The sequence below is a fragment of the Parvibium lacunae genome, assembly GCF_003335215.1.
In the GTDB taxonomy this organism is placed as follows: Bacteria; Pseudomonadota; Gammaproteobacteria; order Burkholderiales; family Burkholderiaceae_D; genus Parvibium; species Parvibium lacunae.
On the sequence record NZ_QPGB01000002.1, the window covers coordinates 304,861 to 329,144 of the forward strand.

Sequence of the window (24,284 nt, forward strand, 5' to 3'; positions counted from 1 at the left end):
CCACCTAGCCGTTAAGCTGGCTTATGGATACCTTATTGATCAGCTCCCCTTCCCTGTTCTGGACACATACGCTGTCGTTTATCAGCTATTTCGCCATCATGTCGGTCACGCCCGGCCCCAATAACGTGTTGGTGACCGCTTCTGGTGCCGCCTTTGGTTTTAAACGCACCCTGCCCCACATGCTCGGTATTGGCTGGGGGCATGCCCTGCAAACAGTGGCGATTGCCTTGGGACTGGGACAACTTTTCCTGCATGCCCCTTGGCTACATGTCGCTCTCAAAAGCTTGGGAACAGCCTACTTACTCTATTTGGCATGGCGTTTATGGCATAGCGCCGTGATTGCAACCCCGGAAGTTAGACAACCGATCAGGTTTGTCGAAGCCGCACTATTTCAGTTCGTCAACCCCAAAGCATGGGTCATGGCTCTCAACACGGTAACCCTATTTTTACCGAGTGGCTGGCCCTGGTGGCTGGCTTGTTTGTATTTGACAGTAGTCTTGGTGTGCGTCAATTTTCCATGTGTCGCCCTGTGGGCCGTGTGTGGTGCCCGCTTGCAAGGCCACTTGCAAAAACCAGTGGGGCGACGGCTGTTTTTTGGCAGCATGGCCATCGGGCTGATCATCACAGGGGGATGGATGATTTGCCAATAAGGCAGCCCATCGCTCTAGACGAATAAGCTGCCGCTAAACTAGGAATTAATCGCAGCACCAAGCCGACGCTCTCAAGAAAAACTCCCTATCTTGCTTGTGAAGCGGGCTGGCTATGCCCTACAATGACGCTTTCTTAGAACTGTTTGATATAAATCATGACATTCTCCATCAAATCCTTTTTCTGCCTCAGCGCCCTCTTTCTTGCGGCAACGGCACCTGTTAATGCTGCCGAGGGTAATGCGAAAGCGGCTGAAGCAAAAATATCCATGTGTATCGGCTGCCATCAGATTCCTGACTACAAAGCCTCTTTCCCGACCGTTTACTCCGTACCGTTAATCAAAGGCCAAAACGCCAAATACATCGAAGCGGCATTAAATGCCTATAAGAAAGGCGAGCGTAGCCACCCCACCATGCGTGGTATTGCCAAACAGCTGAGCGATCAGGACATTGCTGACTTGGCCGCGTATTACGGCAGCAAATAACGGACTGGTGACCAATTTATCGGGCAAGCCCTGCTTCACCTTGCCCTCCCCCTGGAGAAAATGATGCAAATGACAAAGACAATCACACTGATTGCCCTGCTAACCGCGAGTCTCGGTGCGATGGCTGCCGATAAGGCTGCAGGCCAAAAACTGGCAGATGCCCAATGTGCGGCTTGCCATGCAAAAGTCACAGGCAATGACAAAGATTGGAATGTGCCACTCGATCCGAGTTATCCCAAGCTTGCAGGTCAAAAACAGGACTATCTGCTGCAAGCGTTAAAAGATTACAAGAGCGGCGCACGTAAAAATGCCATCATGGCAGGCCAAGTGGAGAAGCTGAGCAAGAAAGACTTAGAAAATCTCTCCGCTTATTTTGCTAGCCTCAAAGGAACCCTAAGCTACCGATAAGTTGATCTAGCGCAAACCCTGATCCTATCAGCCGCAACTTTTGCGGCTTTTTATTCTCTACACTCAAGACACCATGAATTTAGACGAGTAGCAGTGCATTGACCCGTAAGTTCGAGGTGTAGCAGAGAAGGAAATCAACCCATGATGAAAGGAACCACGGCATGAAAATTCTATTACCCGTTGACGGCAGCGATTACAGTAAGTTCGCAGTTAAGTACCTCTTGTCGCATAAGTCAGTCTTTGGCGAACAAGTATCGCTCACACTGGCACACGTTTATCCCTCTCTCCCCGGCCATATCAGTGCGCACATTGATAAAGAAACTTTAGCGGCCTATCACGCTGAACAAGTCGAAAGCGCGACCGCCAGTGCCCGCAAACTGCTTGATGCCGCGAAACAAGACTACAAAATCACGAGCAAACGAGGGGATGCTGGCGAAGAGATTGCCAAACTCGCCGAAAAAGGAAAATTTGATATGGTCATCATGGGATCCCATGGTCGGGGCGCATTCAGTGGCCTGTTCCTTGGCTCAGTAGCGCGCAAGGTCCTGGCTGCTTGCAAAGTGCCCGTGCTGTTGATTCGCGAATGACCCTTACACGTTTTTGAGCTACAACTGTTGTTGTAAACGTTGCAAGTAAGCTTGGCTGTCTGGCATCTGCCCTTGCTGTTGGGCTTGCCAGACAATCTCCGCCAAACAATCCATCACTGCATGAGCCGCTTGATGCTCTGAATCGAATTTACGGGTTAAACCCTGATAAATCGGCACGATACCCGGCGGCTGATCAATCGATAGCTGCTCGCTAACGGCCAAATGCATAGAAAGATGCAGAAAAGGATTGGTGTGATATTCGCCATCAGCATAATCCTGACCGAGCTGATCTGAATCTGCCAATATGGCGTGATATTCGGGATGCCAAAGGACTGCGGCAAACCCCATTTTTTCCAAGGGCGTCATGCTTTTGGGGCTGTGGCGCTTGGCCCAACATGCCATAAAAAATTGCCGGACTTGCGTGCGACTCGGGTTAAACATAAAGCTGTCTCTCAAGTTGACAAGCTGATACTGACGCCTGCGCCATTGCCCCCTGTTGCAGCACTGCAGGCGTTGCGGCGTGAGATGGCGGGGCAAGCTGAAAATGGCTTCTGGGCGCTAAGAGCGTCAAGATCGCAAGAATCAGGAATAACCCAGCAGCAAGCCCATGAATCAGCCGTAAGGGTAATTTTTTCGCTGCTTTCTGGCCGATTAGCACCACTGGCACATTCGCTAATAACATCCCCAGAGTTGTGCCCATCACAACGGCCACCAGCCCCCACGTCTCCCAGGCGGCATATTTTGCTGCCAAGAGCACCGTCGCAATTTGAGTTTTATCTCCTAACTCGGCGATAAAAAATGCCACTGTCGTGGTCCAGAAAACGCCATGCTTGCCCGCTTGTGGCAGCGCGGCTTCATCGACTTTATCGGGAATCAGCATCCAGCCAGCCATTAGCAGCAGCGATGTCGCTAAGCCCCATTGTAACCAGGCAGGATCTAGCCAACCAGCCAATACATTGCCGACCCAGCCGGCAGCGGCATGATTAAAAATGGTGGCAACAAAAATCCCGGCAATAATCGGCCAAGGTTGGCGAAAGCGAGCGGCCAGCACCAGGGCTAAAAGCTGGGTTTTATCCCCCATTTCACTGATCGCAACGAGGGTGGTGGAAGACAACAATGCTTCAATCATGGGCTGTAAACCTTTGTGAACGTTGGCCCCTGCGACGCTTGACGTAACAGGCGCGTATTAGCAATTAACTCGTTTTAAATCGATAGTCACATAAATCCTGCATCATGCACTCAGCGCAGCGAGGCTTACGAGCCTGACAAACATAGCGCCCATGCAGAATTAACCAATGGTGCGCATCTACCTTAAATTCTGCAGGCACCACTTTCAGTAACTTTTGTTCAACTGCCAACACGGTTTTACCTGGTGCCAGCCCCGTGCGATTGCTCACCCGGAAAATATGGGTATCAACGGCGATCGTCGGTTGTCCAAATGCGGTATTCAAAATCACATTCGCTGTCTTACGCCCTACCCCCGGCAACGCCTCAAGTGCCGCGCGCTCAGCCGGGACCTCACCAGTATGCTGGCGTAACAAGAGTTCGCAGGTCGCAATCACGTGTTTTGCCTTGCTCCGAAATAAGCCAATCGTTTGAATATAAGGAATGATGCCCGCTTCACCGAGTGCCGCAATTTGTGCCGGGGTATTCGCCACCTTGAATAATTTGGCGGTCGCGAGATTCACACTTTTATCGGTTGCTTGAGCCGAGAGCATCACCGCAATCAGCAACTCAAATGGGCTGGTGTAATGCAATTCTGTGGTGGGCTTGGGATTATCTGCCTGCCAACGCAGAAACATCTCGCGACGTTTTTGTGCATTCATACCGCCCCGTCTCCCGCTTTAGAACGCTCTATTGCGGCTGCCACGAGCTGCTGTTTGCGCAGTAGCGTCGGATCATCTGGATGCGTTTTCTGTAAGGCATTGAGTTCTGCCAATTTGGCCTCCGCTTTGCGGCGCAGCCGTTCTTCATTTTCAATCTGCTCACGCTGCAAACGCGCTTGACGCGCTTCATAACGGCTGCGCGCTAGCGCGGCATCGCGCGCCTGCCACTGGGGTAAGGGGGGTTCCGGACTGATCATCTCAATACAAGCCACAGGGCATGGTGCCACACATAAATCGCAGCCGGTACACCAATCGGCAATCACGGTATGCATTTGTTTGGCAGCACCGACAATCGCATCAACAGGACAAGCTTGAATACAGAGCGTACAGCCAATACACCACTCGGAACGAATCATGGCAACCCGACGCGGCGCTTCAACGCCGTGAACTGGGTTTAGAGGAATCACAGGACGGCCCAGACGTGCAGCCAGTTTCGCGATACCCGCCGCGCCACCGGGTGGGCACTGATTGATCTCGGCGGCGTTATTGGCAATCGCTTCCGCATAGGGACGGCAGCCCTGATAACCGCATTTAGTGCATTGGGTTTGGGGCAATAAATCGTGAATATCGTCGGCCAGGGATGACACAGCAGTCTGAGGAGCAGGGGAATCGATCAATCTGCGATTATAACTGCCCACCGATTCAGGATGACCTATCCCTCTATGTGTTTAAGGGTATCACCAGCGTCCTCATCTGCCCGACGCGCCGTCAGGCCAGCGTAGATGAAATAGCGGTTACGCCCACCACTTTTAGCCTGATAAAGAGCCTCGTCAGCCCGCAAAATCAGGGCTGCATTGGTAAGGTCTGGAGTCACTCGAACACTGGCTATGCCCAAACTAGCGGTCACATGGAGACTGGTTGGAGAGTAAGCATGTGGCAAGGCACGCACCGCCACATTACGCATGATATTGCGCGCCACCACGATGGCGCCATCTGGGTCGGTATCTGGCAAGACGACAGCAAACTCCTCGCCCCCATAACGCGCCGCGATATCCGTGGGGCGCTGACACGCGTGACGCATCGACTCAGCAATCACTTGCAAGCACTCATCGCCAGCTAAGTGACCGTAGCCGTCGTTATATTTTTTGAAATGATCAACATCGCAAAGCAAGAGACTCAGCCAGCCCTGACTACGTCGCAAACGCCCGATTTCTTGGGCCAAATAGCTATCAAAAAAGCGGCGATTAGCCAGCCCCGTGAGACCATCTTGATGTGACTGGATTTCCAATTCCATGTTTGCCTGCGCTAACTCCTGCGAGAGCTGTAACAACCGCTGACGCATATCGTCAATGCGCTGCATAGCGCGGATCTTGGCGCTCAGCACCACATAGCTCACTGGCTTGACCAAATAATCATCGCCACCGGCCTCAATCCCTCGCTCTAGATCTTGATCGTCTTCTTTCGCGGACAGAAAAATAATCGGCACCCAATCGTCAATGCGATATCGGCGCATTTGCTGCGCAACCGTATAACCATCGGTATCGGGCATCATCACATCCAACAACACCAAGCCTGGACGCTCGCGCTTGAATAGGTGCATCGCTTCCTCGCCATTACTAGCAAGAATCGCTTTGTGCCCCATCTTTTCGATCATTTTAGACAGAGCGAAACGTAACGTTTTAGAGTCATCCACCACCAAAATTGTTAGCATGATCGTCGTTGGTTTATCTGTTCTGTCTCGCTCTATGATTGAACTTATCAGCGCAACACGTTATATTGCCGCACTATGACAAGCTTAACTGCCACCCGCCCCGATGCCGAATCCTACTCATAAACCCAAAGCGGCTTCATCTTCTAGCTTAACGGCAAAATCAGCACTTTCTAAAACGACCAAAACGCCGATCAAGCGCGACCCGGAGCGCACCCGGCTCAAAATTTTAGATGCGGCTACCAGTGAATTTGCCCGCCATGGCTTGGGCGGAACGCGGGTGGATCGAATTTCCAAGCGGGCAGGCAGTAATGAACGCATGCTGTATTACTACTTCGGCAGCAAAGAAAAGCTCTTTTTGGCAGTACTTGAACGTGCCTATCTCTCTTTTGTTGCCGCAGAAAGGGCACTGGAGCTCGACTTGGCCGAGCCAGAAAAAGCGATACAAACCCTCTGCTGCTTTATCTGGGACTATTACTGGGATCATCCTGAGTTAGTGCGATTGCTTAACAGTGAAAACTTACATCAGGCCAAACACCTCAAACGCTCGGCTCGCCTGCAAGAACTGTTATCACCGCTTGTCAGCCACCTGGGTGACATTTTGGCTGAGGGCGTCAAGCAAGGCCTGTTTCGTGCAGATATTGATGCCGCAGAGGCGTATATCAAAATTGGATCACTGGGCTACTTTTATATTTCTAACCAGCACACCATTGCTGCGGTTTTAGGCCGAGATATAACGAGCGTAGCGGCACGGCGCGCTCGTTATGCCAGCAACCTGGAAATGGTACTGGCTTATTTACGTCAGCACTAGTGCTGACTGATGCTTGTGATTTACTCATGCTTTAGCCACGGCGGTTCGCACGCTTGGGTGCTGCACCGATGCGGACTTCATGCTGACGAATAAAATCACGAATCTGCGGGCAAACCACGGTGCGCCAGCGTCGCCCGCTGAAAATACCATAATGGCCCGCGCCAGTGACTTCAAGATGCTGCTTATGGTCGGCGGGAATATTGCAACACAAATCATGCGCAGCGCGGGTTTGGCCACTCCCTGAAATATCGTCCAGCTCACCCTCAATCGTAAATAAGGCGACTTGCCGAATTGACTCAGGCGCAACCCGCTCACCTCGCACATGCCAACGGCCTTCGGGTAGCAAATATTCTTGAAAAACCGTGCGGATTGTTTCCAGATAATACTCTGCAGGTAGATCAAGTACCGCGTTGTATTCATCATAGAAGGCGCGATGGGCATCTGTACTTTGGTCATCCCCCTTCATCAAATGCTCGTAGTAATCCCAGTGCGATTGCACATGGCGATCTGGATTCATCGCCACGAAGCCCGCATGCTGCAAAAAGCCAGGGTACACCCGCCGTAAATAGCCGGGATACTTGGCCGGCACGGTATAAATCACATTATTCTCAAACCAACTGAAAGGCTTTTTAATCGCTAGCGCATTCACCGCCGTGGGCGAGCGACGGGCATCAATCGGTCCCCCCATCATGGTCATTGAAAGCGGCAGTTTAGGATCGTTAGCTGCCGCCATGAGCGATACCGCTGCCAGCACCGGCACGGTGGGTTGGCAGACTGAGATGACATGCACATTGGGCCCCAGCAACTGCAGAAACTCGATCACATAATGCACATAATCATCAAGGTGGAATTCCCCTGCTGAGAGGGGCACCAGACGGGCATCTACCCAATCGGTGATATAAACATCATGCTCTGGGAGTAAGGCGCGCACGGTATCGCGCAAGAGTGTTGCATGGTGGCCTGATAATGGCGCAACCAACAACACCGTTGGGTCTGCAGCCCGGCTTTGTAGCGGCGTCGCGCTCAGATCACGCGCAAAATGCAGCAGCTTACAGAAGGGTTTGGCGACCACCACTTCCTCATTCACCGCAACCTCGTGGCCCTCAACCGAGGTCACCGTTAGCCCAAATGCGGGTTTGTCATACTCTTTGCCGAGCCGATGCAATAAATCGTAGCCAGCAGAGATACGTTTACTAAAGGGGGTATAGGCCAGCGGGCTGTAGGGATTGGAGAAGAGTTGGGCACTCATTTCAGCCCAAGAACTCACCCGATTCAGCATTTGCCGTTGAATTTCATGCAACTGATACAGCATTTCTTACTCCATTAATCCTAGCTGAGCCAAAACCAGCGAGCGCGTTATTGTGTCGATGATTATCCGCCGGAAATGAGTTTTGTGCAACGCATCATTTTCATTTACCCGCATCACTTTTTGAGGTATCGGCAGCGCAGAGTCGCCGCTGCAGCGAAAAATTAGAGTATTCCTGTAAAAAAGCCAAGCGAGAGGGCTTGGCTTTATGAGAACGAGAACAAAACAAGAAGCATCAACGCTCGAGGTATTGGAGCTTGTCTTTTACCTTGGCCCATTCGTCTGCATCGGCAACATGAGGCTCCATGCGCGTAATGCTTGGCCATTTTTTAGTCAACTCGGCGTTAATTTCGATGAATTGACGCTGATCATCAGGCACATCTTCCTCCGCATAGATCGCATTCACCGGGCATTCTGGAATACACACTGCGCAATCAATACACTCATCGGGATCAATCACCAAGAAATTCGGCCCTTTGCGGAAACAATCCACTGGGCAAACATCCACACAATCGGTGTAGCGGCATTTAATACAGGCTTCAGTCACAACGTGGGTCATACCAATCTCGCGGCGTGTTTAAACATAATTTGCTATTTTACCTGATTCCATCAGACTACCCATAGTTAAGCCTGCAAATCAGCTAGCGCGACTTGCAATGATGGGTAATCGAAGACGAATCCCTGATTCAGTAGGCGCTGTGGCACGACCCGCTGGCCTTCCAAGAGTAAATCGGCTTGTTCACCCAAGAGAGTCCGCATCGACCAAGCGGGCGTAGAAAACCAGACTGGACGGCGATACAAGGCCCCTGCAGTGTGGGCAAACTCAAGTTGAGTGATAGGCTGTGGCGCAGTCAAGTTATACACCGCTGAGATTCCCTCACCCTGCAAATGACGTTGAACAAGCCACTCGATAGCGCGGACCACATCGGTAATATGAATCCAAGATAGCCATTGGTTACCTTGCCCCAAGCGCCCGCCCAGCCCCAATTTGATTGGCAGCAACATCATTGGCAGTGCCTGCTGCCGCCCTAACACCACGCCTAAGCGAAATATTGCGACAGGCCAGCGGGCGCCCACCTGCGCTGCGGCCTCCCATCGCTGACAAAGTGTCGACATAAAGATCGGCTGCGGTGGACTGTCCTCCGCAAGTGAACGCATATCACCCGCCGGTTGAATGCCATAGTAGCCAATAGCAGAAGCACTTAGAACCAAACGAGGGAGCTGAGAGCGAGTCTGTAACCATGCGGTTAATGCCTGTGTACTCTGCACTCGGCTGGCCAGCAAAGTTTGCTGCCGTGCTGCAGTCCAGCGCGGGCCAAGAATCGGCGCACCTGCGAGATTCACCACCCAATCAATTCGTTCTGATGCCTCGATCGCCGCCAGTGCAGACACGACCTGCAAACGCTCATATCCATCCGTACCCGCATACAAAGCCTGGGTTTTCTGCGGGCGCCGAGTCAGTACCGTCACCTTGGCCCCGAGGCCTAGCCATCGACGTGTCAAATGTTGTCCAATGAATCCTGAGCCACCCGTAATCAGAATATGCTGCGAGGCCCAGGGCACCTCTGTTTGTCCTGCCATCATTACAGTCTCCTTAGATCATTGCGCACTATCCATCTACCTTACTTGCAATAGCCCGGTTTACCAATCCTACTTTTGCCTTGATGCACACAAGCTTAATCGAATTCCTTGTCATTTGCAGGCTGAGAGCTAGGCTATCAGGCCAGGACATCACTTGCTATTCAGTGAGGGACTTGTTATCCTCCAGCTGTTATTAAGCAAACACTTAAAAATGAAAAAATCACCGCAATTTACCGACAGCCGGGCTGAAGTCATGCAAAAAATTCGGCAACAGCTTGGCGTCTTACCCGGCACCCGAGATCAAGCCCGCGCAGAAGCCGAAGCCTATCTCGCGGCCCAATCCATAGGCCCGCAGCCAAGACTGAGTGAGTCAGCCTACGCGCAGTTCCTGACACAAACCAAGCGTATGTCCAGCACTTATGCAGAAATTAATAGCCTGGCTGAATTCCCGCAAGCAGTCGCAGCCTACTTAGCCGCACAACAGTTGCCTAACCGAGCCACAGCCTGGCCTGAATTCCGTCACCTCGATTGGCAAGCAGCAGGATTAGAGCTGCACTACGACGCCCCACGCGCAGATGACTTGGTTGGTATTACCAGTGTTTTTGCGGCGATTGCAGAAACGGGGACCCTCGCGCTCTGTTCCGGACCAGACAGCCCCAGCGCAACCAGCCTGCTGCCCGAAACACATATAGCCCTGGTGCGCAGCACGCAAATAGTGCCTTACATGGAAGAAGTCTTTGCACGCTTTCAAGCCAGCAGCACGGCTTCTACCTCTTTAGGCCCCGAAAACTCTCATCAACCAACCCTGCCACGGGCACTGAGTTTTATTTCAGGCCCATCACGCACTGGCGATATCGAACAAACCATTGTGCTAGGCGCACATGGCCCCTATCGTCTGCATGTGATTATTTTGCACGAATGAAATTGATGCAAAAATTGGGCTAGCGCTGCCTTAGCAGCCAAGGGTATAGTTGGCGCAATCCAGAGAAAACTGCAGAGCTGGTGGCAAATTGCCGCCGTGTGCGCCGCTGGGCAGCGCACTCGCTGCCTGTGTGTTGGTGTGGGGCGTTGATATTTGGGGCGTGCATTGGGCACAAACCTAGTTTCCCAATCTGTTTGAATCAGCTCGCTGGCAAGAAGCCAGCGAGCTCATGCAGCAGCATGGTTTGTGGGTGTTGGCGCTCATCGCTGCTAGCCCGCTGCCGCACACGCCTGCGCTACTGATGGTGGCTTTAAACGAACCCAACTTCATTGACATTCTGCTTGCCATGTGGCTGGGTAAAGCGCTGAAATATGGTGGGGTCGCGTGGCTAGTGGCTAAGTTTCCCGATACCCAAAGAGTACGGGGATGGATGGCGCGGTTGAGGGTTTGAGTTGATGCTATAACTCTAAAGCATGGCTGATAAATTAATTGTTTATTATGCTAGAGCGTAAGAGCATGGTTTATTGCGACATTAAATGAAATGCTTATATACTTTACTTTCTGATTCAAACTTTTTTGATTATTAAATCATTCACAAACTCAATGAGTTATGAGCACAGTATGTTTGTAACATCGTAATCAAAAGTTAGATATAGACCTGCACAATAAATACAGCATCCTAACTGTCTGGAACTATATGAAATTTGAGCTAGAAATTCACCATCGTAATGTGCCTGAGCGAGAGCTTGTCGATGATCTTGCTCGCGTTGCTCGTGAATTAAATAAAGATAAAGTAACTATTGATGAGTACAATGAGAGAGGTCACTTTCATGGTACGACTCTAACTAGAAGATTTGGCTCTTGGTTTAAGGCTCTTGAATTGGCGGGACTGGGAAAAACTAGAAACCTAAACATATCAAATGAAGAATTATTCGAAAATCTTGTTCAAGTATGGACTAGTCTTGGCCGTCAGCCAAAATACAATGATTTAACGAAAGAATTCTCCAAATACTCTTCGGGTACATATGAAAAACGCTTTGGTACATGGCGTCAAGCTCTTGAGTCGTTTGTCCTTTGGGCTAACGATGGCAAGCTTACAGAGGCTGAAGAAGGGGGGAAAGTACAGGGTAGAAAAACGCCTAGAAACATAAATTGGCGTCTTCGCGCAATTGTTCTTATGAAAGATGGTGCGCGTTGCAGATTATGTGGGGTAACGCCACAAGATGGCGCAAGATTACATGTAGATCACATAATTCCATGGGCGAATGGCGGGGAAACCGTTGTAGAAAATTTGCAAATCTTGTGTGAGAAGTGCAATATCGGGAAGAGTAATATAGAAGTAGAAAAGAACGGCTAATCAGTTTATAAAAGACCTGCGCGAAACTTGCGCTAGCCTGTAACTAGGTTTGATCCTAGATACTCATTTGACGCCCGCCTCGTTCTCCCCCATAATCACCCCATAAACGCGCCGATTTGAGTTCAGCTTGCGGGCGCATGATAAATTCGGCTAAAGCGAGGTGGCACGCAACATCGCCCATAACCCGCTTAGCGCACACCGCTTTGCGGGTTTTTTGTTTGGAACAATTATGCATAACGATGATTTTCATTTAGATACCCTGGCCGTGCGGGCGGGGATTGAACGCAGCCAGTTTGGCGAACATGCCGAGGCGCTGTACCTGACTTCTAGTTTTGTGTTTAAGAATGCGGCGGAAGCGGCGGCACGGTTTTCGGGCAGCGCCGAAGGAAATGTGTATTCGCGCTTTACCAACCCAACCGTGACGATGTTTGAGCAGCGCCTGGCGGCGCTGGAAGGCGCGGAGGATTGCTTGGCCACGGCATCAGGGATGTCGGCGATTTTGAGCTGCTGCATGGGCGTGCTCTCGGCGGGCGACCATATTGTGTGTTCGCAAAGTGTGTTTGGTTCGACCATCAATTTATTCAATACGATTTTGAACCGCTTTGGCATTACCACCACTTACGTGCCTTTGCATGACGTGGCGGCTTGGCAAGCGGCGGTGCGGCCGAACACCAAACTGTTTTATGTGGAAACCCCTTCCAACCCCTTGATGGAATTGGCGGATGTGCCAGCGCTCAGCCAAGTGGCGCGGGCCGCCGGGGCGCTGCTGGTGGTGGATAACTGTTTTTGCACGCCGGTGTTGCAGCAGCCTTTGGCGCAGGGTGCGGATGTGGTGATTCATTCCGCGACTAAATATTTAGATGGCCAAGGCCGCGTGCTGGGTGGCGCGGTGGTGGGGAGTAAAGAATTTATTCGCGGCAAAATTTTGCCTTTCTTGCGCACGGCGGGGCCGACGCTTTCGGCCTTTAATGCTTGGGTGATTTTGAAGGGCTTGGAAACGCTGAGCTTGCGCATGGAACGCCAATGTGCGAATGCACTGGCCCTGGCGCACTGGCTGGAAGCCCACCCCAAAGTGGCGCGGGTGTATTACCCCGGCTTGGCCTCGCACCCCCAACATGCCTTGGCGCAGCGCCAACAACGCTGGGGCGGGGCAGTGGTGTCGTTTGAAGTGGTGGGGGGCCGCGACGAAGCGTGGCGGGTGATTGACCACACCAAGCTGCTGTCGATTACCGCGAACTTGGGTGATACCAAAACCACCATCACGCACCCCGCTAGTACCACGCATGGCCGCATTACGCCGGAGGCCCGTGCCGCCGCAGGCATTCAAGAAAGCCTGATTCGGGTTGCGGTAGGGTTGGAACACATTACCGATATTCAGGCGGATCTGTCACGCGGTTTGGACTAAAGACCGGTCTGCCAGGCAGAAAACCACTTACACTCGGGGTACGTATGGCGATGATGCACTCATTCAACTTAGCTTTGCGTATGCTCTGGCGCGACTGGCGCGCCGGCGAACTGACCTTACTGCTCTCTGCTGTGGTGGTTGCCATGGCGGCGCTAAGCAGCGTTGGCTTATTAACAGACCGCTTGCAACGTGGCTTGGCCCGTGATGCAACGCAACTGGTCGGGGCTGACTTGGTTATTTCCGGTGATCGCCCGTTGAATCCTGACTGGGCCATACAAGCGCAAGCGGCCCATCTTCGCTCCCTACAGAGCGTTGGTTTTCCTAGCATGGCGCAAGTTCCCGGCCCAGATACCGAGAACGCAAGCGGCACCAGCTACCCGCGCAGCAAGTTGGTTTCTCTCTTCGCAACAGAGGTAGGTTACCCCTTGCGCGGGCAATTGAAAGTCGCTGATGGCTCAACAGAACGCTTGATTGACCCCAGCAAAGAACCGATTCAACGTGGCGAGGTTTGGGTTGATGCCGTCCTGTTGCGTAGCCTGAACCTGGCGGTTGGGCAGTCGCTGCAACTGGGGGAGCAGCAGTTTTTGATTCGGCATGAAATCCGCTATGAAGGCCCCCGTGGAGCGGGCTTTGCTAACTTTGCGCCACGGGTGCTGATGCGGTTTGAGGATTTACCCAAAACAGGCTTGTTGCAGCTTGGTAGCCGCGCCACCTGGCGTCTGTGGCTGGCGCACCAGGACAGTAACGAGAGCCAAGGCCACTTGCTGGCGCTGAAACAGCAGATTGAACGTGCGCTAGAACGCGGGCAACGCCTGGAAACCCTAGAAAATGGCCGCCCAGAAATGCGCAACGCGCTGGAAAGAGCGGAACAATTCCTCGGCTTGGTTGCCACCTTGGCCGCGCTGTTGGCAGCACTGGCGATTGCACTGGGGGCGCAGCGCTTTATGCAGCGGCATTGGGATGCCTGTGCGGTCATGCGCTGCCTGGGGCTATCACAACAAGCGTTAGCGCAGATTTTATTGCTCGAATTCGCCACGATTGGCTGTCTCGGTGGTGGGCTGGGCAGCATGCTGGGCTGGGGTATTCAAGCGGCGTTGGTTAGCCTGACAGCCACCTTGTGGCAAACCAGCCTACCAGCGCCGAGCCTTTGGCCCTTCGTGCAGGCCTGGCTCGGTGGAGCATTACTGTTGCTGGGCTTTGCGCTGCCCGCCCTGCTGCGCTTATGGCAAATCAGTCCGCTGGCAGTCTTGCGTCGGGCCTTGCCTAATCGCTCTGCCCGCGTTGGGCTGGCCTGGCTTATTGCCATTTTGCTGGCCAGTGGCTTGGTGTGGTCGTATGCCGGCCAGCTCAAGCTCGCTGGAATTGTATTGGGCGCATTTTTAGGTGGCCTCGGCTTGTTTGCATTGGTCGGCCTATTCGTGATGCAACTGATTCGGTATATCAGTGCAAGGCGCTTGAGCGGACAACCCGCCTTGAGTGCTTTTCAGCGGGCGCTGAACAGTATTGCCCGACGCCGCCAAGAAACTGCGCTACAAATTGCAGCGCTAGGCATGGGCTTGTTAGCCCTCTTGTTACTGGGAATGACCCGCACGGATCTGCTTGATGCATGGCGCGCTGCAACGCCCACAGACGCCCCCAATCGTTTTGTGATTAATTTACAAAATGATCAGCTCGATGCCTTTAGCGCGGCACTTCGAGAGCTTGGCCAGCGCCAGCAAGTCAACCTGGCTGCCCCGCGTTATAACCCCATGATTCGAGGCCGGCTGGTCACGCTCAATCAGCAACCTATTTTGCCAGAGGATTATCGGAGTGAGCGCGCGCAACGGCTGGTTGATCGTGAATTTAACCTGAGTTACAGCGCGACGCTGCCCCAACATAATCAACTGGTTGCGGGTAAGTGGTTTGATCCAAGTGCGCCCCAAGCCGAACTCTCAATCGAAACAGGAATTGCACAAACACTGGGGCTAAAACTGGGTGACACCTTAGGGTTTGATATTGCGGGTACGGTAGTTGAGGCGCGGATCACAAGTATTCGCAAGCTGCGCTGGGATTCAATGCAAGTGAATTTCTTTGTGATTATGCCGCCGCACTTACTGGCAGAGCAACCGCAAAGTCACCTCAGCGCATTCTACGTACCCGCACCGCTCGCCAATGCGGTGGATAATCTGGTGCAACTCTTTCCAAATATCACCCTCATTGATACCGGTGCGATTGCCCGTCAAGTCGAGGAAGTTCTGCGCAAGGTCACGCAAGCTGTGGAGCTACTCTTTTTATTTGCCCTGGCAGCTGGCGTTTTGGTACTTTATGCGGCCCTACTCAGCTCGCGTGATCAACGCCTGCAAGAAGTTGCACTGCTGCGTACGCTGGGCGCCCGCCAGCGGCACCTACAGGTGGAACAATACTGGGAACAAGCCATCACCGGAGGGCTGGCGGGCTTGATCGCAGCAACCCTGGCCCAAGGGGCAGGCTGGGCACTCGCGCATGTTGTGTTTGAATTTGCCTGGCAATTCAAGCCCTGGGTTTGGTTAATTGGTGGTGCAGGCGGCGCGCTATGTGGGATAGGCGCAGGCTGGCTAGCGTTACGCGGGATTGTCAGCACTCCCCCTCTGCTGACCCTTCGCACGATGAATTGAGCATCCATCATGACCGCCCCGATACCGACAGAAGAAACGTTATATCAGCAGTTAGGTGGAGACCCCGGCGTACGGCAGCTGGTTGATCGCTTCTACGACATTATGTCGTTAGAGCCGACTTATGCGGCTCTGCGGGCACTGCACCCCAGCACACTCGACGCTTCACGCGACAAGCTGTATTGGTTTTTGTCCGGCTGGCTGGGCGGCCCAGATCTCTACATTGAGCGCTTTGGTCACCCACGTTTGCGTGCCCGCCATTTACCTTATGCCATCGGCGAGAGTGAACGCAATGACTGGTTGGCCTGTATGTGGCAAGCGATGCAAGAATTGGGTTATGCAGAGGCGTTACAAACGCGGCTCTTGGAAGCTTTCTTCCCCACAGCGGACTGGATGCGCAATCAGTCTTGAGTCATCAAAGTGACCCACTAGGGCTGTTTACCTAGCTGTTTGAAAAAATCATACTGCTGCTGCGCCCGCGCAGCCCAACTGTAGGCCTGAACGCGTTGCCAACCATGCTCAGCCAGTTCACGGGCCATCGGCAGATTTTTAAGAAGACGCAATAAATTTAGCGTGAGTGACTGTGGCGAACCTGCTGCAAAGAAAGCGGCGCAGCGCTCATCGACCACTTCACGAATTGCCGGTAAATCACTCGCTAGCAGCGTACAGCCCGCAGCCATGTACTCAAAGAGCTTGATCGGGGAGGTAAATTGACTCTCGATTTGGGGTCGGTTCGGCAGCACGGCAATATGGGTGTCTTGCAGAATCTGGTACACAATCGAGGCAGGCTGCCGGGGCAGGAGCGTGACATGTACTCCATTGGGCAAATACCCCGCGATGCCACTCTTTTCTGCTATGGCCTCGCCACTACCCGCGGTTAAGACCTGTACGTCATGTAAAGCCTGCGCGAGTGACTTGATTTGACTGTGCTCGCCCCCGACCAGCTTTACTTTCAAACGAGGCAGGGTATCAAGTTGTTTGGGCGTTAACCCAAGCAAACAGTGCCAGAGATCATCGACGCCTTTCCAGCCGAAGAAGGATCCGGCATAAGTCACTCGCAATGGCCCTGTCCAATCTTTCTCTGGCATCGCAGCCGGTAAATTCACCCCGTTATGCAACACAACAAGCGGGTTCTGATAGTGGTAACGTGTTTCGATTGCCCTTGCGGTTGCGGCGGAATTCGCAATAACGCCGTCACTTAAGCTGAGCGCGGAGCGTTCCAACTCTCCGATTGCAAGTTGCCGATGCGTGGGCGCGGTTAAGGCAAAAATTTCATGCGCTTCGTAGATCAGGGGCACATCCGGAAGTAGCCGCTTTAAAGGACCGACCGATTTTAAATGACGCACCAAAATGCAGTCATATGGCTGTGGCTGTTGGCGGAGCCAGCGGCCAAGGTTGGCATGAAAAAAACGGCTGGAAACAGGGGCAATAGAGATTCCCCGCCAGCGTGCGGAAACGCTATGCCAATTCAGTCGTGCCCGAGCTTGGGCAAGTGCAAAGACAGTGTGTTCGGTGAGGTCTTCCTGATCCCTCACCCGACTCACAAAATCAATATCGACTTGGTCTAAATCAGCCAGTGCATTGAGGGCATGCAGCACTTGGACACTGCGTGCGCGAGGGAGAGGGAAAGGCTCGGGGAAGACGTAAAGGAGCCTCATATCCTACTGCTTGATACATTCGAGAATTAATAAATCACCAAACAAGACTGCGTCTGTGCTTACGCCTTTGTCAGGGAAGTTTTTCTTTTTGATATTGGAGCGGATGATCTTTGCAAATAACTGTTCCAACAATCTCGGAAAAAACTTTCTTTTTTGTAAAAGCTCGTTGGTGGAAACGTTCACAATATCAATCCCCATCTGCATTAAAAAATAATGTAACTGCCAAAAATAGATGGGGCTGATGTGCGCATCATCCACATCTTGCTCCATGACTTTTTCAGGGGACTGCATCAGTGGTCTGAATCTGGGAAAGTAGCCAGAAATGAGATATTTGAAGCGCGCATCAATTGAAAATGTATTGGGGGTGGAAATGTAAAGCTTTCCGCCTGGCTTTAGCACCCGACCTAATTCCATCACAAATTGCCAGGGATTAATAAAATGCTCAATGCCTTCTATGCTAAATACGCAATCAAAATGTGCTGTTGGAAAAGGTAGCGGGTTAATAACGTCATGACATATAAATGTCGTTTGATCTTTAAGCTTGAAGGGTGCTTCATGAATATCAAGGCAAGTGATATCGGTATAGCCTCTTAGCAGCAGCTCATGCGCAAATGCGCCATGCCCAGCAGGAACATCTAAGATCTTCGCGTCTTTCTGTAGAGAGAAATCCGCCAGAATAGCCGGATAGAGGGAAGAAACTGCAAGCGCTTGTATTTCCATGAAAGATTAAGTATGAGTTAACCAATAAGACCCTATTGCTAAGCAATCTACCCGCTTTTCCACAAAAGCCCTAACAGCTTCAGGCGGGGCGCAGACAATTGGCTCTTCATGAACATTGAACGAGGTATTGAGGACCAGCGGAATGCCACTGAGTTTGTAATATGCACTAATCAGTTGGTGATAGAGCGGATTACGATCGGCGCGTACCACTTGTGGGCGGGCGGTGCCATCCACATGGACCACGGCTTGAATGCGCTCGCGCCACTCCGGTTTGGTGTCGAAAGTGACGGTCATGAATTCTGCGGTATGGCGGGCTTTTTCGACACCGATAAAAATCTCGTCGGCATGCTCGGCCAGTACGCTTGGTGCAAAAGGCATGAATTCAGAACGGTCGAGGCGGTCATTCAACCAGTTGTTAATGTCGGATTTGGTGGGGCGCGCCAACATGCTGCGATTGCCCAGCGCGCGGGGGCCAAACTCCATGCGGCCCTGGAACCAGCCAACGATTTTGCCATCGTGAATATTTTGTGCGGCACGTTGTACGAGGTCTTCGCTGCTGAGTTTGTTTAGTGGCAAGCCTTGTGATTGTAGATAGGCTGCAATCTCGTCATCCGAATATTCTGGGCCCCAATACACATCTTTCAGTGGCGCTTGCGGTGTGCGATGCGCAGGGTCTTCCAACCAGTTCATGACGGCGGCACCCACGGCATTGCCGGTGTCGCTCATGGGTGGGAACACGAACAGGCTGTCTACTTCAGCAAGGGCAGCCAATCGTTGATTGAGCTTCACATTCGCAAACACGCCGCCATTGAGCGCGAGTTTGCGCTGACCGGTTTTTTTCAGATAGTTTTGCGTGACTTCCAAAACCGTTTCTTCCAGTACCAGTTGCACAGCGGCTGAAATGTCTTCACGACGATGGCCTGCGGAGACTTCGGCCAGGTAGGCGGCGCGCTCGTTTTCGGGTTCTTCACGCCCCACGAAATCGGAGGTGAAGGTGAGGCCATCGGCGGAAACTCGCAGGGCTTTGCGATAGGCTTCGCGCAGTACCAAGGGGTCGCCCATGGCGGCTAAGCCGACGATTTTGCCTTCATGGCGCATGGGTTTGAAACCGAGCATTTTGGTGATGATGCTGTAGAACAAACCCGGCGAGGCCCCTTGCTGATTGGTCATTTGTGCGCGGGTATACACGCCATCTTTGTACAGGCCATTGGTGTGGCAAATATCCCAATCACCCACGCCGTCGATGGTGATGACCGCACAATCGTTAAAGCCTGAGAAGTAACCTGCAGGATACGCATGCACGGTGTGATGGTCGTAGAACTTGAGGGTGGCCAGGCCAAACCCTTCGTCGCGTAGAAAGTCAGCTTGTTTGAAATGGTCTTCAAATTTTTTGCCTTCTTTGGCGAGTCGATCCAAAAAATTGCCGAGCAACATCTGGGGATCTTCTTGCCCTGAAAAAGCTTTTTTCGTGCGCGAAATGCGGCGTTCAAATTCTTTGATCCAGCTTTCGCGGTAGAAGTATTTCTCTGGGAAGAAGGTGTAGAGAAACGCGAGGTGATCGAGATCCTGGCGCTGGAGGCCGGTGTAATTCAATAACCAGTTAATGGAAATATCGTTGTACTTGCCGCCATCATTTTTGATGCGGGTTAAGCGCTCATCAGAGATTGCAGCGATAACTTCGCCATCGCGCAATAAACAAGCCGAGGCTTCATGTCCGGTTTGTAGGCCGAGGGTCCAACTCACGCTTTCCTCACTATTTAAATGAATACTCGTCAGTATAACATTCGAGATATTCTCTCACCTGTGGGCCTATCGCTCGGTTTCCGGCAGAAGGCGATAAATTTCTGTCTTGAGCGCAGTAAATATTCGTTCTGGGGTAAATTCTCGCGACATAGCCAAAGCACGTTCTTGATAAGCCTCAGCTATGCTCCGATTCTGGAGCGAACTCAGGGCATTTTTTATCGTATTGATAAAATCGCTAGAGTGATTCGAATCTGTCACCCAACCTGCATCATATTTTGTTACCCATGTGGCGACCCCTGCATGACTTGAACAAATCGCAGGTAGCTGCATAAGCGCGGCTTCAATTACCGTCATATTCAGGCCATCAGCCAACGTAGGATTGATAAATAGATCGCCTGCCGCATAGTATGAATAAACCAGATGTTGTGGCAATGATCCCGTTAATAGGATCCTGCCATTCACGATACTGGGTTCAATGAGAGGGAGTACATTTTTTGAAAACCAAGCATTATCCGGTCCGCACAGTAACCAGTATGAATTAGGCGCAATCGTTTGAATGATGGACCAAATGTTGGCAAATAAATGAATGCCTTTGCCTTTTAGATTCCCAGAGAGCGTAACAAAAACGCAGGCTTGTTTTGGGATACCGTATTGAAGCCGTATCTCTTCGCGCTTGGTCAATCTCTGTTTTGTAAGGTGATCAATATCGTTCTGATGCAATGGTAAGTGGTTTGGTAAAACAAAGATTCGGTCAGCAGCAATATGAAAAATCTCTTCTAAGGTGTCTTGTATTAGCGGAGAAATAGCTCTGAAACGATCGAGATAAGGCAAGCCCCATTGCATCAGTTTGAAAGCAATCCCTGTGCGACGCTTACCAACCTCTGCCTCCGGCACATCCAATACATCCCCACCTATCGCCTGAGCCATGACTGGTGTTTTCAACCAGCCAAACCGCCGCAACAATCCAGCAGGTAGGGCGTAGGTAAACGCATCTCCGCAATAAATGATATCGGGCTTGAAGTGGTGAGTCGCATACAGAATAGTAAGCATGCGATGCAGCAATGACCGACCGTCAAACCCTCTTTTAAGAAATACATCGAGTGGCCAGCACAACCACCTCGCCCAATGACGTTTGGGGTGATACCAAAGTGTAGGGATGCCTTCAATCTGCTCAAAATTCGGCGTGTGATGATATCGTCCACGCGCGCTTTTGCGATCTTCCTCCAGCACGCACACCTCAAAACCTTGCTCTTGCAGGGCTTGTAGCGAATAGATGTCACCCGTCCAAGAGCGGGGGTGCAGGAATAGCAACCGTGGCATATGCGTTGCATGTGAGAAGGCTGAGGATGGCGGGGTCGTCATATTCATGCGGCAGAGACGGCCAAAGCACGCTGCCAACGCGCACAAAATTCAGCGGGGCTGAATTGGGCGAGCCAGGCTTGCGCTGATTCGGCCTGAGCTTGAAAAGCACGTTGTTGGAGACGACTTAGTAACACAGCGAATGATTGCCCTTGATCTTGTCGTGGGTCTTGGTAAAACAAGCCCGTGACGTCATTCTGAATCGTTTCAGTAAACGGTTCGGCCTGAATCGCTAGCGTAGGCACGCCGAGTGCTGCGGCTTCGAGTACGTTCAAACCTAAGGCTTCTTTTTCCGGTAGCCCAGTCATGAGGTAGTCAATTTGCTGATACGCAGCGGCGACCTTTGATTGAAAACCAAACCAGCGCACACGATTTTGAATGGGTGCGAGCGCTTGCCGCAAATCTCTGACGGAGGCATAGCCCCCCGCGCCATAAATATCCAGTCCGAAAGCTGGGTATTTTTGCAAGACTGGGCTCAAAATTTGGAAGAGCTGCGGAAACTGCTTGATCGGCGTCAGGCGCGACACAATACCCAAGCGTATCGGAGCAGGTGCAGACTGCGCACGATGCCAATGTTGATAGAAAGGGTAAACCTGTTCTAACGTTGCTAGACAGCGATCGCGCCACTTACGCGTATCCCAGTCGTAGGGGGAAGCCGGTGTGACGATGCTAGCAGTATTGTTATCCGTCACAGGATCAGTAGCAGTAGCGGGCGTGACTTGAGCTATTCCATACATCGGTTCAGCGTAAACGTTTTGCAGACCCTGTTCACGCAAGCTGCGGATGACGTAATGCGATACCCCATAGACCTGATCATATTCGGCTAATCCTGTGACGTTACGGCCCTGCTGAGGCATGTGTGTGAGCGCATGGGTGCGCCAGCCGCGACTTCGACAGTGTTGAACGAAACTGCTTGGCAGTCTTGTATGGGCAAGAATGTGTACTGATTGCTCGCTGTATTCTGCAAGATAGGAAGCTATTTCCGTTGCATGACCAAGCGCCCTTGTTGGCGTCGTTTGATGTATGCATTGGTGCCAAAATTGCGCTTTGGGATGGTGGATCAGCAATTGCGGCATACCTAGGCTTTGCGCAGCACGGCACAGGCTGGCGGTGTAGGTTTCACCGCCACCGTAGTGTTCTTGCATGTTGATCTGGACCAGCATGGTTACCGTTGTGCGTTCATTTAGGCTGCCAGGCTTTCAGCATCACGCTCCAAGGGAACGTTGAACTGCTGAATCCATTGCGCCATTACATACAGTGGCCACAGTTTGGTGCTATGGTATTTGCCTGCAATGTGCTCTTGGACGTAGTGGGCAATGCGCTGTTGATCAAACCACGGTGCCAAGGTTTGTTGGTGCAAGAGTAAATCTTGCATGCTGTCTTTAAGGTCGGTTTGCAACCAGCGCGCCAGTGGCACCGAAAAGCCTTTTTTCGGGCGATCAAAAAAGCCTGGTGGGAGCCAATCGGCAAAGGCTTCTTTGAGGATATGCTTGGAGCGCCCCCGTGCGGTCAGTTTGTACTTGCCCGGCAGACTCGCGGCGAATTCAATCACTTTGTAATCCAAGAAGGGCGAACGGCATTCGAGCGAGTTCGCCATGCTAGTGATATCCACCTTGAATAAAATATCTTCGGGGAGATAGGTGACGAGGTCGAGGTAAAGGTAGCGGTTCAACACATCATCGGTTTGTGCGCGTTGCCAATTTTGTTCGAGATAACGGCGAGCAAATAGCGGATCTAAACCATGCCGGAAACCTGCGGTCGTGGTTTGCAAGCGATCTTCTTGGGGGAAGAAGGCGAGGATGTGTTGATAGCGTTCCAAGCCTTGCATGACCAGCATTTGGTCGGCACGGGTGTAGGGGAATTGTTTTTTCTTGTCGGCGGGACGTTTGATGTTTTCAACGCCCACGGTCCATTTGCGTAATGTGCGCCATACGGGTAACAAGCCAGCCCGTTCAATATTTTCTACGCGCCGCATTTGGTGAAAGCGACGGTAACCGGCAAAGGCTTCATCACCCCCGTCACCACTTAAGGCCACCGTCACGCCCTGGCGCGCGAATTCGGAGACATAGTAAGTGGGCATGACGGAGTTGTCCGCCATTGGCTCGCCGAGGAGTTCAATCATGCGCGGCATAATTTCGACGGCATTCGCATGCACCATCATTTCATGGTGTTCGGTGCCTAAGTGCTCGGCCACTTGACGGGCATAGGGCAGTTCATTGAACTTCTCATCGTCAAAGCCGATTGCGTAGGTTTTGAGTGGGTTTGCACCGAGGTGCTTCATCGCGGCGACGGTGATACTGGAATCCACGCCACCCGATAGGAAGGCGCCGAGCGGTACATCGGCAATCATACGTAAACGCGTGGCTTCTAAGACCTGTTCGCGCAGGGCGGCGCAGGCATCGTCAAAACTGAGGTTGCTGCGCTGGCTGAAATCCACATCCCAATAGCGCCAAATACGTTCAATTTGGCCATTGCGCACCCGCATCGCGTGAGCGGGGGGCAGCTTGCGCACATGCGCAAAGCCACTCAGTGGCGCGGGGCTGTATTGGAAAGTGAGATAGGCATCCAGTGCTTGGCGATCCGGTGTGCGCGGCAAGGCCGGATCGATAGCAAACAGCGTATGAATTTCCGAAGCGAAGATCAGCCCATGTGGCCGTTCGGCATAGACCAAGGGCTTGACGCCGAGGCGGTCACGGGCGAACCAAGTGGTGTTGGTGTGGCGATCATGCACGGCAAAAGCAAACATCCCGCGCAGCTTGGGCAGCGTTGCTTCAAAGCCGATTTTTTGTACGGAACGCAGCAGCACTTCGGTATCGGAATGGCCGATAAAGGTTTCGCCTTGGGCTTCCAGTTCGGCGCGGATGTCCTGAAAGTTATAAATCTCGCCATTGAAGACAATCACCCAGTGCCCATCGGCGGTATGCATAGGCTGGTGGCCGTGCGCAGACAAATCGATAATCGAGAGTCGTACAAAGCCGAGCCCGGTAGTGTGATCTGGCGAAAACCAAACACCGTGATCGTCCGGGCCGCGATGGTGCATGGATTGCACCCCGGCCATCAGGTTTAGGCTAGCAGGCCATTGGTTATTTGTTTGGGCTAGGTAGCCGCTAATTCCACACATGGTTATTCCA

25 protein-coding genes and 1 pseudogene are annotated in these 24,284 nt (G+C 52.2%); 11 read left to right on the top strand and 15 right to left on the bottom strand.

The genetic code is table 11. From position 1 onward, the window contains the following. Positions 1–23: 23 nt before the first annotated feature. From DU000_RS05525 to DU000_RS05540, 4 genes are all read left to right on the top strand, one after another. Positions 24–650: a LysE family translocator gene (locus DU000_RS05525; protein WP_114402367.1), complete on the top strand. Its 627-nt coding sequence runs from the start codon at positions 24–26 to the stop codon at positions 648–650. A gap of 155 nt (positions 651–805) precedes the next feature. After that, positions 806–1,132, top strand: coding sequence for a c-type cytochrome (locus tag DU000_RS05530; protein WP_114402368.1), 327 nt, complete (start codon positions 806–808; stop codon positions 1,130–1,132). A 69-nt stretch (positions 1,133–1,201) separates the two neighbouring features. Further along, positions 1,202–1,540, top strand: coding sequence for a c-type cytochrome (locus DU000_RS05535; protein ID WP_114402778.1), 339 nt, complete (start codon positions 1,202–1,204; stop codon positions 1,538–1,540). Between the two features lie 161 nt (positions 1,541–1,701). Continuing rightward, the gene (locus tag DU000_RS05540) at positions 1,702–2,127 is read left to right on the top strand and encodes a universal stress protein (protein ID WP_114402369.1); all 426 of its coding nucleotides are present in this window, start codon (positions 1,702–1,704) and stop codon (positions 2,125–2,127) included. 18 nt (positions 2,128–2,145) lie between these two features. Here the strand turns inward: DU000_RS05540 and DU000_RS05545 are convergent, their stop codons facing one another. From DU000_RS05545 to DU000_RS05565, 5 genes and pseudogenes are all read right to left on the bottom strand, one after another. Continuing rightward, the gene (locus tag DU000_RS05545) at positions 2,146–2,568 is read right to left on the bottom strand and encodes a DUF1841 family protein (RefSeq protein ID WP_114402370.1); all 423 of its coding nucleotides are present in this window, start codon (positions 2,566–2,568) and stop codon (positions 2,146–2,148) included. A gap of 115 nt (positions 2,569–2,683) precedes the next feature. Beyond that, positions 2,684–3,253, bottom strand: a pseudogene (locus DU000_RS05550) (TMEM165/GDT1 family protein); the annotation flags it as partial. A 67-nt stretch (positions 3,254–3,320) separates the two neighbouring features. Next, positions 3,321–3,953 (bottom strand): endonuclease III, encoded by a 633-nt coding sequence (gene nth, locus DU000_RS05555; RefSeq protein WP_114402372.1) that lies wholly within the window; start codon positions 3,951–3,953, stop codon positions 3,321–3,323. After that, positions 3,950–4,600: an electron transport complex subunit RsxB gene (gene rsxB, locus DU000_RS05560; RefSeq protein WP_240001815.1), complete on the bottom strand. Its 651-nt coding sequence runs from the start codon at positions 4,598–4,600 to the stop codon at positions 3,950–3,952. Before rsxB ends, nth begins: the two co-directional genes overlap by 4 nt. Before the next feature lie 65 nt (positions 4,601–4,665). Continuing rightward, the gene (locus DU000_RS05565) at positions 4,666–5,664 is read right to left on the bottom strand and encodes a GGDEF domain-containing response regulator (RefSeq protein ID WP_114402373.1); all 999 of its coding nucleotides are present in this window, start codon (positions 5,662–5,664) and stop codon (positions 4,666–4,668) included. Positions 5,665–5,767: 103 nt separating this feature from the next. On the opposite strand from DU000_RS05565, the gene DU000_RS05570 reads away from it, so the two are divergent. Continuing rightward, positions 5,768–6,472 carry a TetR/AcrR family transcriptional regulator gene (locus DU000_RS05570; RefSeq protein WP_114402374.1) on the top strand — a complete coding sequence of 235 codons (705 nt, stop codon included), beginning with the start codon at positions 5,768–5,770 and terminating at the stop codon, positions 6,470–6,472. 31 nt (positions 6,473–6,503) lie between these two features. Here DU000_RS05570 and DU000_RS05575 read toward each other — a convergent pair whose 3' ends face one another. From DU000_RS05575 to DU000_RS05585, 3 genes are all read right to left on the bottom strand, one after another. Further along, positions 6,504–7,784 (bottom strand): polyhydroxyalkanoate depolymerase, encoded by a 1,281-nt coding sequence (locus DU000_RS05575; protein WP_114402375.1) that lies wholly within the window; start codon positions 7,782–7,784, stop codon positions 6,504–6,506. 229 nt (positions 7,785–8,013) lie between these two features. Further along, positions 8,014–8,337 carry a ferredoxin FdxA gene (gene fdxA, locus DU000_RS05580; RefSeq protein ID WP_114402376.1) on the bottom strand — a complete coding sequence of 108 codons (324 nt, stop codon included), beginning with the start codon at positions 8,335–8,337 and terminating at the stop codon, positions 8,014–8,016. Positions 8,338–8,402: 65 nt separating this feature from the next. Then, positions 8,403–9,362, bottom strand: a complete 960-nt coding sequence (locus tag DU000_RS05585) for a TIGR01777 family oxidoreductase (protein ID WP_240001816.1) — start codon at positions 9,360–9,362, stop codon at positions 8,403–8,405. 208 nt (positions 9,363–9,570) lie between these two features. On the opposite strand from DU000_RS05585, the gene DU000_RS05590 reads away from it, so the two are divergent. The 3 genes from DU000_RS05590 to DU000_RS05600 all read left to right on the top strand — a co-directional run bounded on the left by DU000_RS05590 (position 9,571) and on the right by DU000_RS05600 (position 11,638). After that, positions 9,571–10,281, top strand: coding sequence for a LutC/YkgG family protein (locus DU000_RS05590; RefSeq protein ID WP_114402377.1), 711 nt, complete (start codon positions 9,571–9,573; stop codon positions 10,279–10,281). A gap of 229 nt (positions 10,282–10,510) precedes the next feature. Beyond that, entirely contained in the window at positions 10,511–10,732 is a 222-nt protein-coding gene (locus DU000_RS05595) for a hypothetical protein (RefSeq protein ID WP_114402378.1), read from the top strand. A 246-nt stretch (positions 10,733–10,978) separates the two neighbouring features. Beyond that, entirely contained in the window at positions 10,979–11,638 is a 660-nt protein-coding gene (locus DU000_RS05600) for a homing endonuclease associated repeat-containing protein (protein ID WP_114402379.1), read from the top strand. Between the two features lie 55 nt (positions 11,639–11,693). Here DU000_RS05600 and DU000_RS05605 read toward each other — a convergent pair whose 3' ends face one another. Further along, a complete protein-coding gene (locus DU000_RS05605) occupies positions 11,694–11,888 on the bottom strand; it encodes a hypothetical protein (protein WP_147266967.1) in 195 nt (64 codons plus the stop codon). On the opposite strand from DU000_RS05605, the gene DU000_RS05610 reads away from it, so the two are divergent. From DU000_RS05610 to DU000_RS05620, 3 genes are read left to right on the top strand one after another with little or no spacing between them, the layout of a single operon-like run. Next, positions 11,868–13,043 carry an O-succinylhomoserine sulfhydrylase gene (locus tag DU000_RS05610; RefSeq protein ID WP_114402381.1) on the top strand — a complete coding sequence of 392 codons (1,176 nt, stop codon included), beginning with the start codon at positions 11,868–11,870 and terminating at the stop codon, positions 13,041–13,043. The genes DU000_RS05605 and DU000_RS05610 overlap by 21 nt on opposite strands. A 44-nt stretch (positions 13,044–13,087) precedes the next feature. Further along, on the top strand, positions 13,088–15,676 hold the full coding sequence (locus DU000_RS05615; RefSeq protein ID WP_114402382.1) for an ABC transporter permease: 2,589 nt from the start codon (positions 13,088–13,090) through the stop codon (positions 15,674–15,676). A 9-nt stretch (positions 15,677–15,685) separates the two neighbouring features. Next, positions 15,686–16,084: a group II truncated hemoglobin gene (locus DU000_RS05620; RefSeq protein WP_114402383.1), complete on the top strand. Its 399-nt coding sequence runs from the start codon at positions 15,686–15,688 to the stop codon at positions 16,082–16,084. A gap of 17 nt (positions 16,085–16,101) precedes the next feature. Here DU000_RS05620 and DU000_RS05625 read toward each other — a convergent pair whose 3' ends face one another. The 6 genes from DU000_RS05625 to asnB form a co-directional block, all read right to left on the bottom strand. Next, complete coding sequence (locus DU000_RS05625) at positions 16,102–17,331, bottom strand: glycosyltransferase family 4 protein (protein WP_114402384.1); 1,230 nt, start codon at positions 17,329–17,331, stop codon at positions 16,102–16,104. A 3-nt stretch (positions 17,332–17,334) separates the two neighbouring features. Next, the gene (locus DU000_RS05630; protein WP_114402385.1) at positions 17,335–18,051 is read right to left on the bottom strand and encodes a class I SAM-dependent methyltransferase; all 717 of its coding nucleotides are present in this window, start codon (positions 18,049–18,051) and stop codon (positions 17,335–17,337) included. Between the two features lie 6 nt (positions 18,052–18,057). After that, positions 18,058–19,794, bottom strand: coding sequence for a carbamoyltransferase family protein (locus tag DU000_RS05635; protein WP_114402386.1), 1,737 nt, complete (start codon positions 19,792–19,794; stop codon positions 18,058–18,060). Between the two features lie 66 nt (positions 19,795–19,860). Beyond that, positions 19,861–21,162 (bottom strand): glycosyltransferase family 4 protein, encoded by a 1,302-nt coding sequence (locus tag DU000_RS05640; protein ID WP_114402387.1) that lies wholly within the window; start codon positions 21,160–21,162, stop codon positions 19,861–19,863. After that, complete coding sequence (locus DU000_RS05645) at positions 21,159–22,298, bottom strand: glycosyltransferase (RefSeq protein WP_158529643.1); 1,140 nt, start codon at positions 22,296–22,298, stop codon at positions 21,159–21,161. Before DU000_RS05645 ends, DU000_RS05640 begins: the two co-directional genes overlap by 4 nt. Before the next feature lie 38 nt (positions 22,299–22,336). Next, positions 22,337–24,274, bottom strand: coding sequence for an asparagine synthase (glutamine-hydrolyzing) (gene asnB, locus DU000_RS05650; protein ID WP_114402389.1), 1,938 nt, complete (start codon positions 24,272–24,274; stop codon positions 22,337–22,339). Positions 24,275–24,284 lie beyond the last annotated feature (10 nt).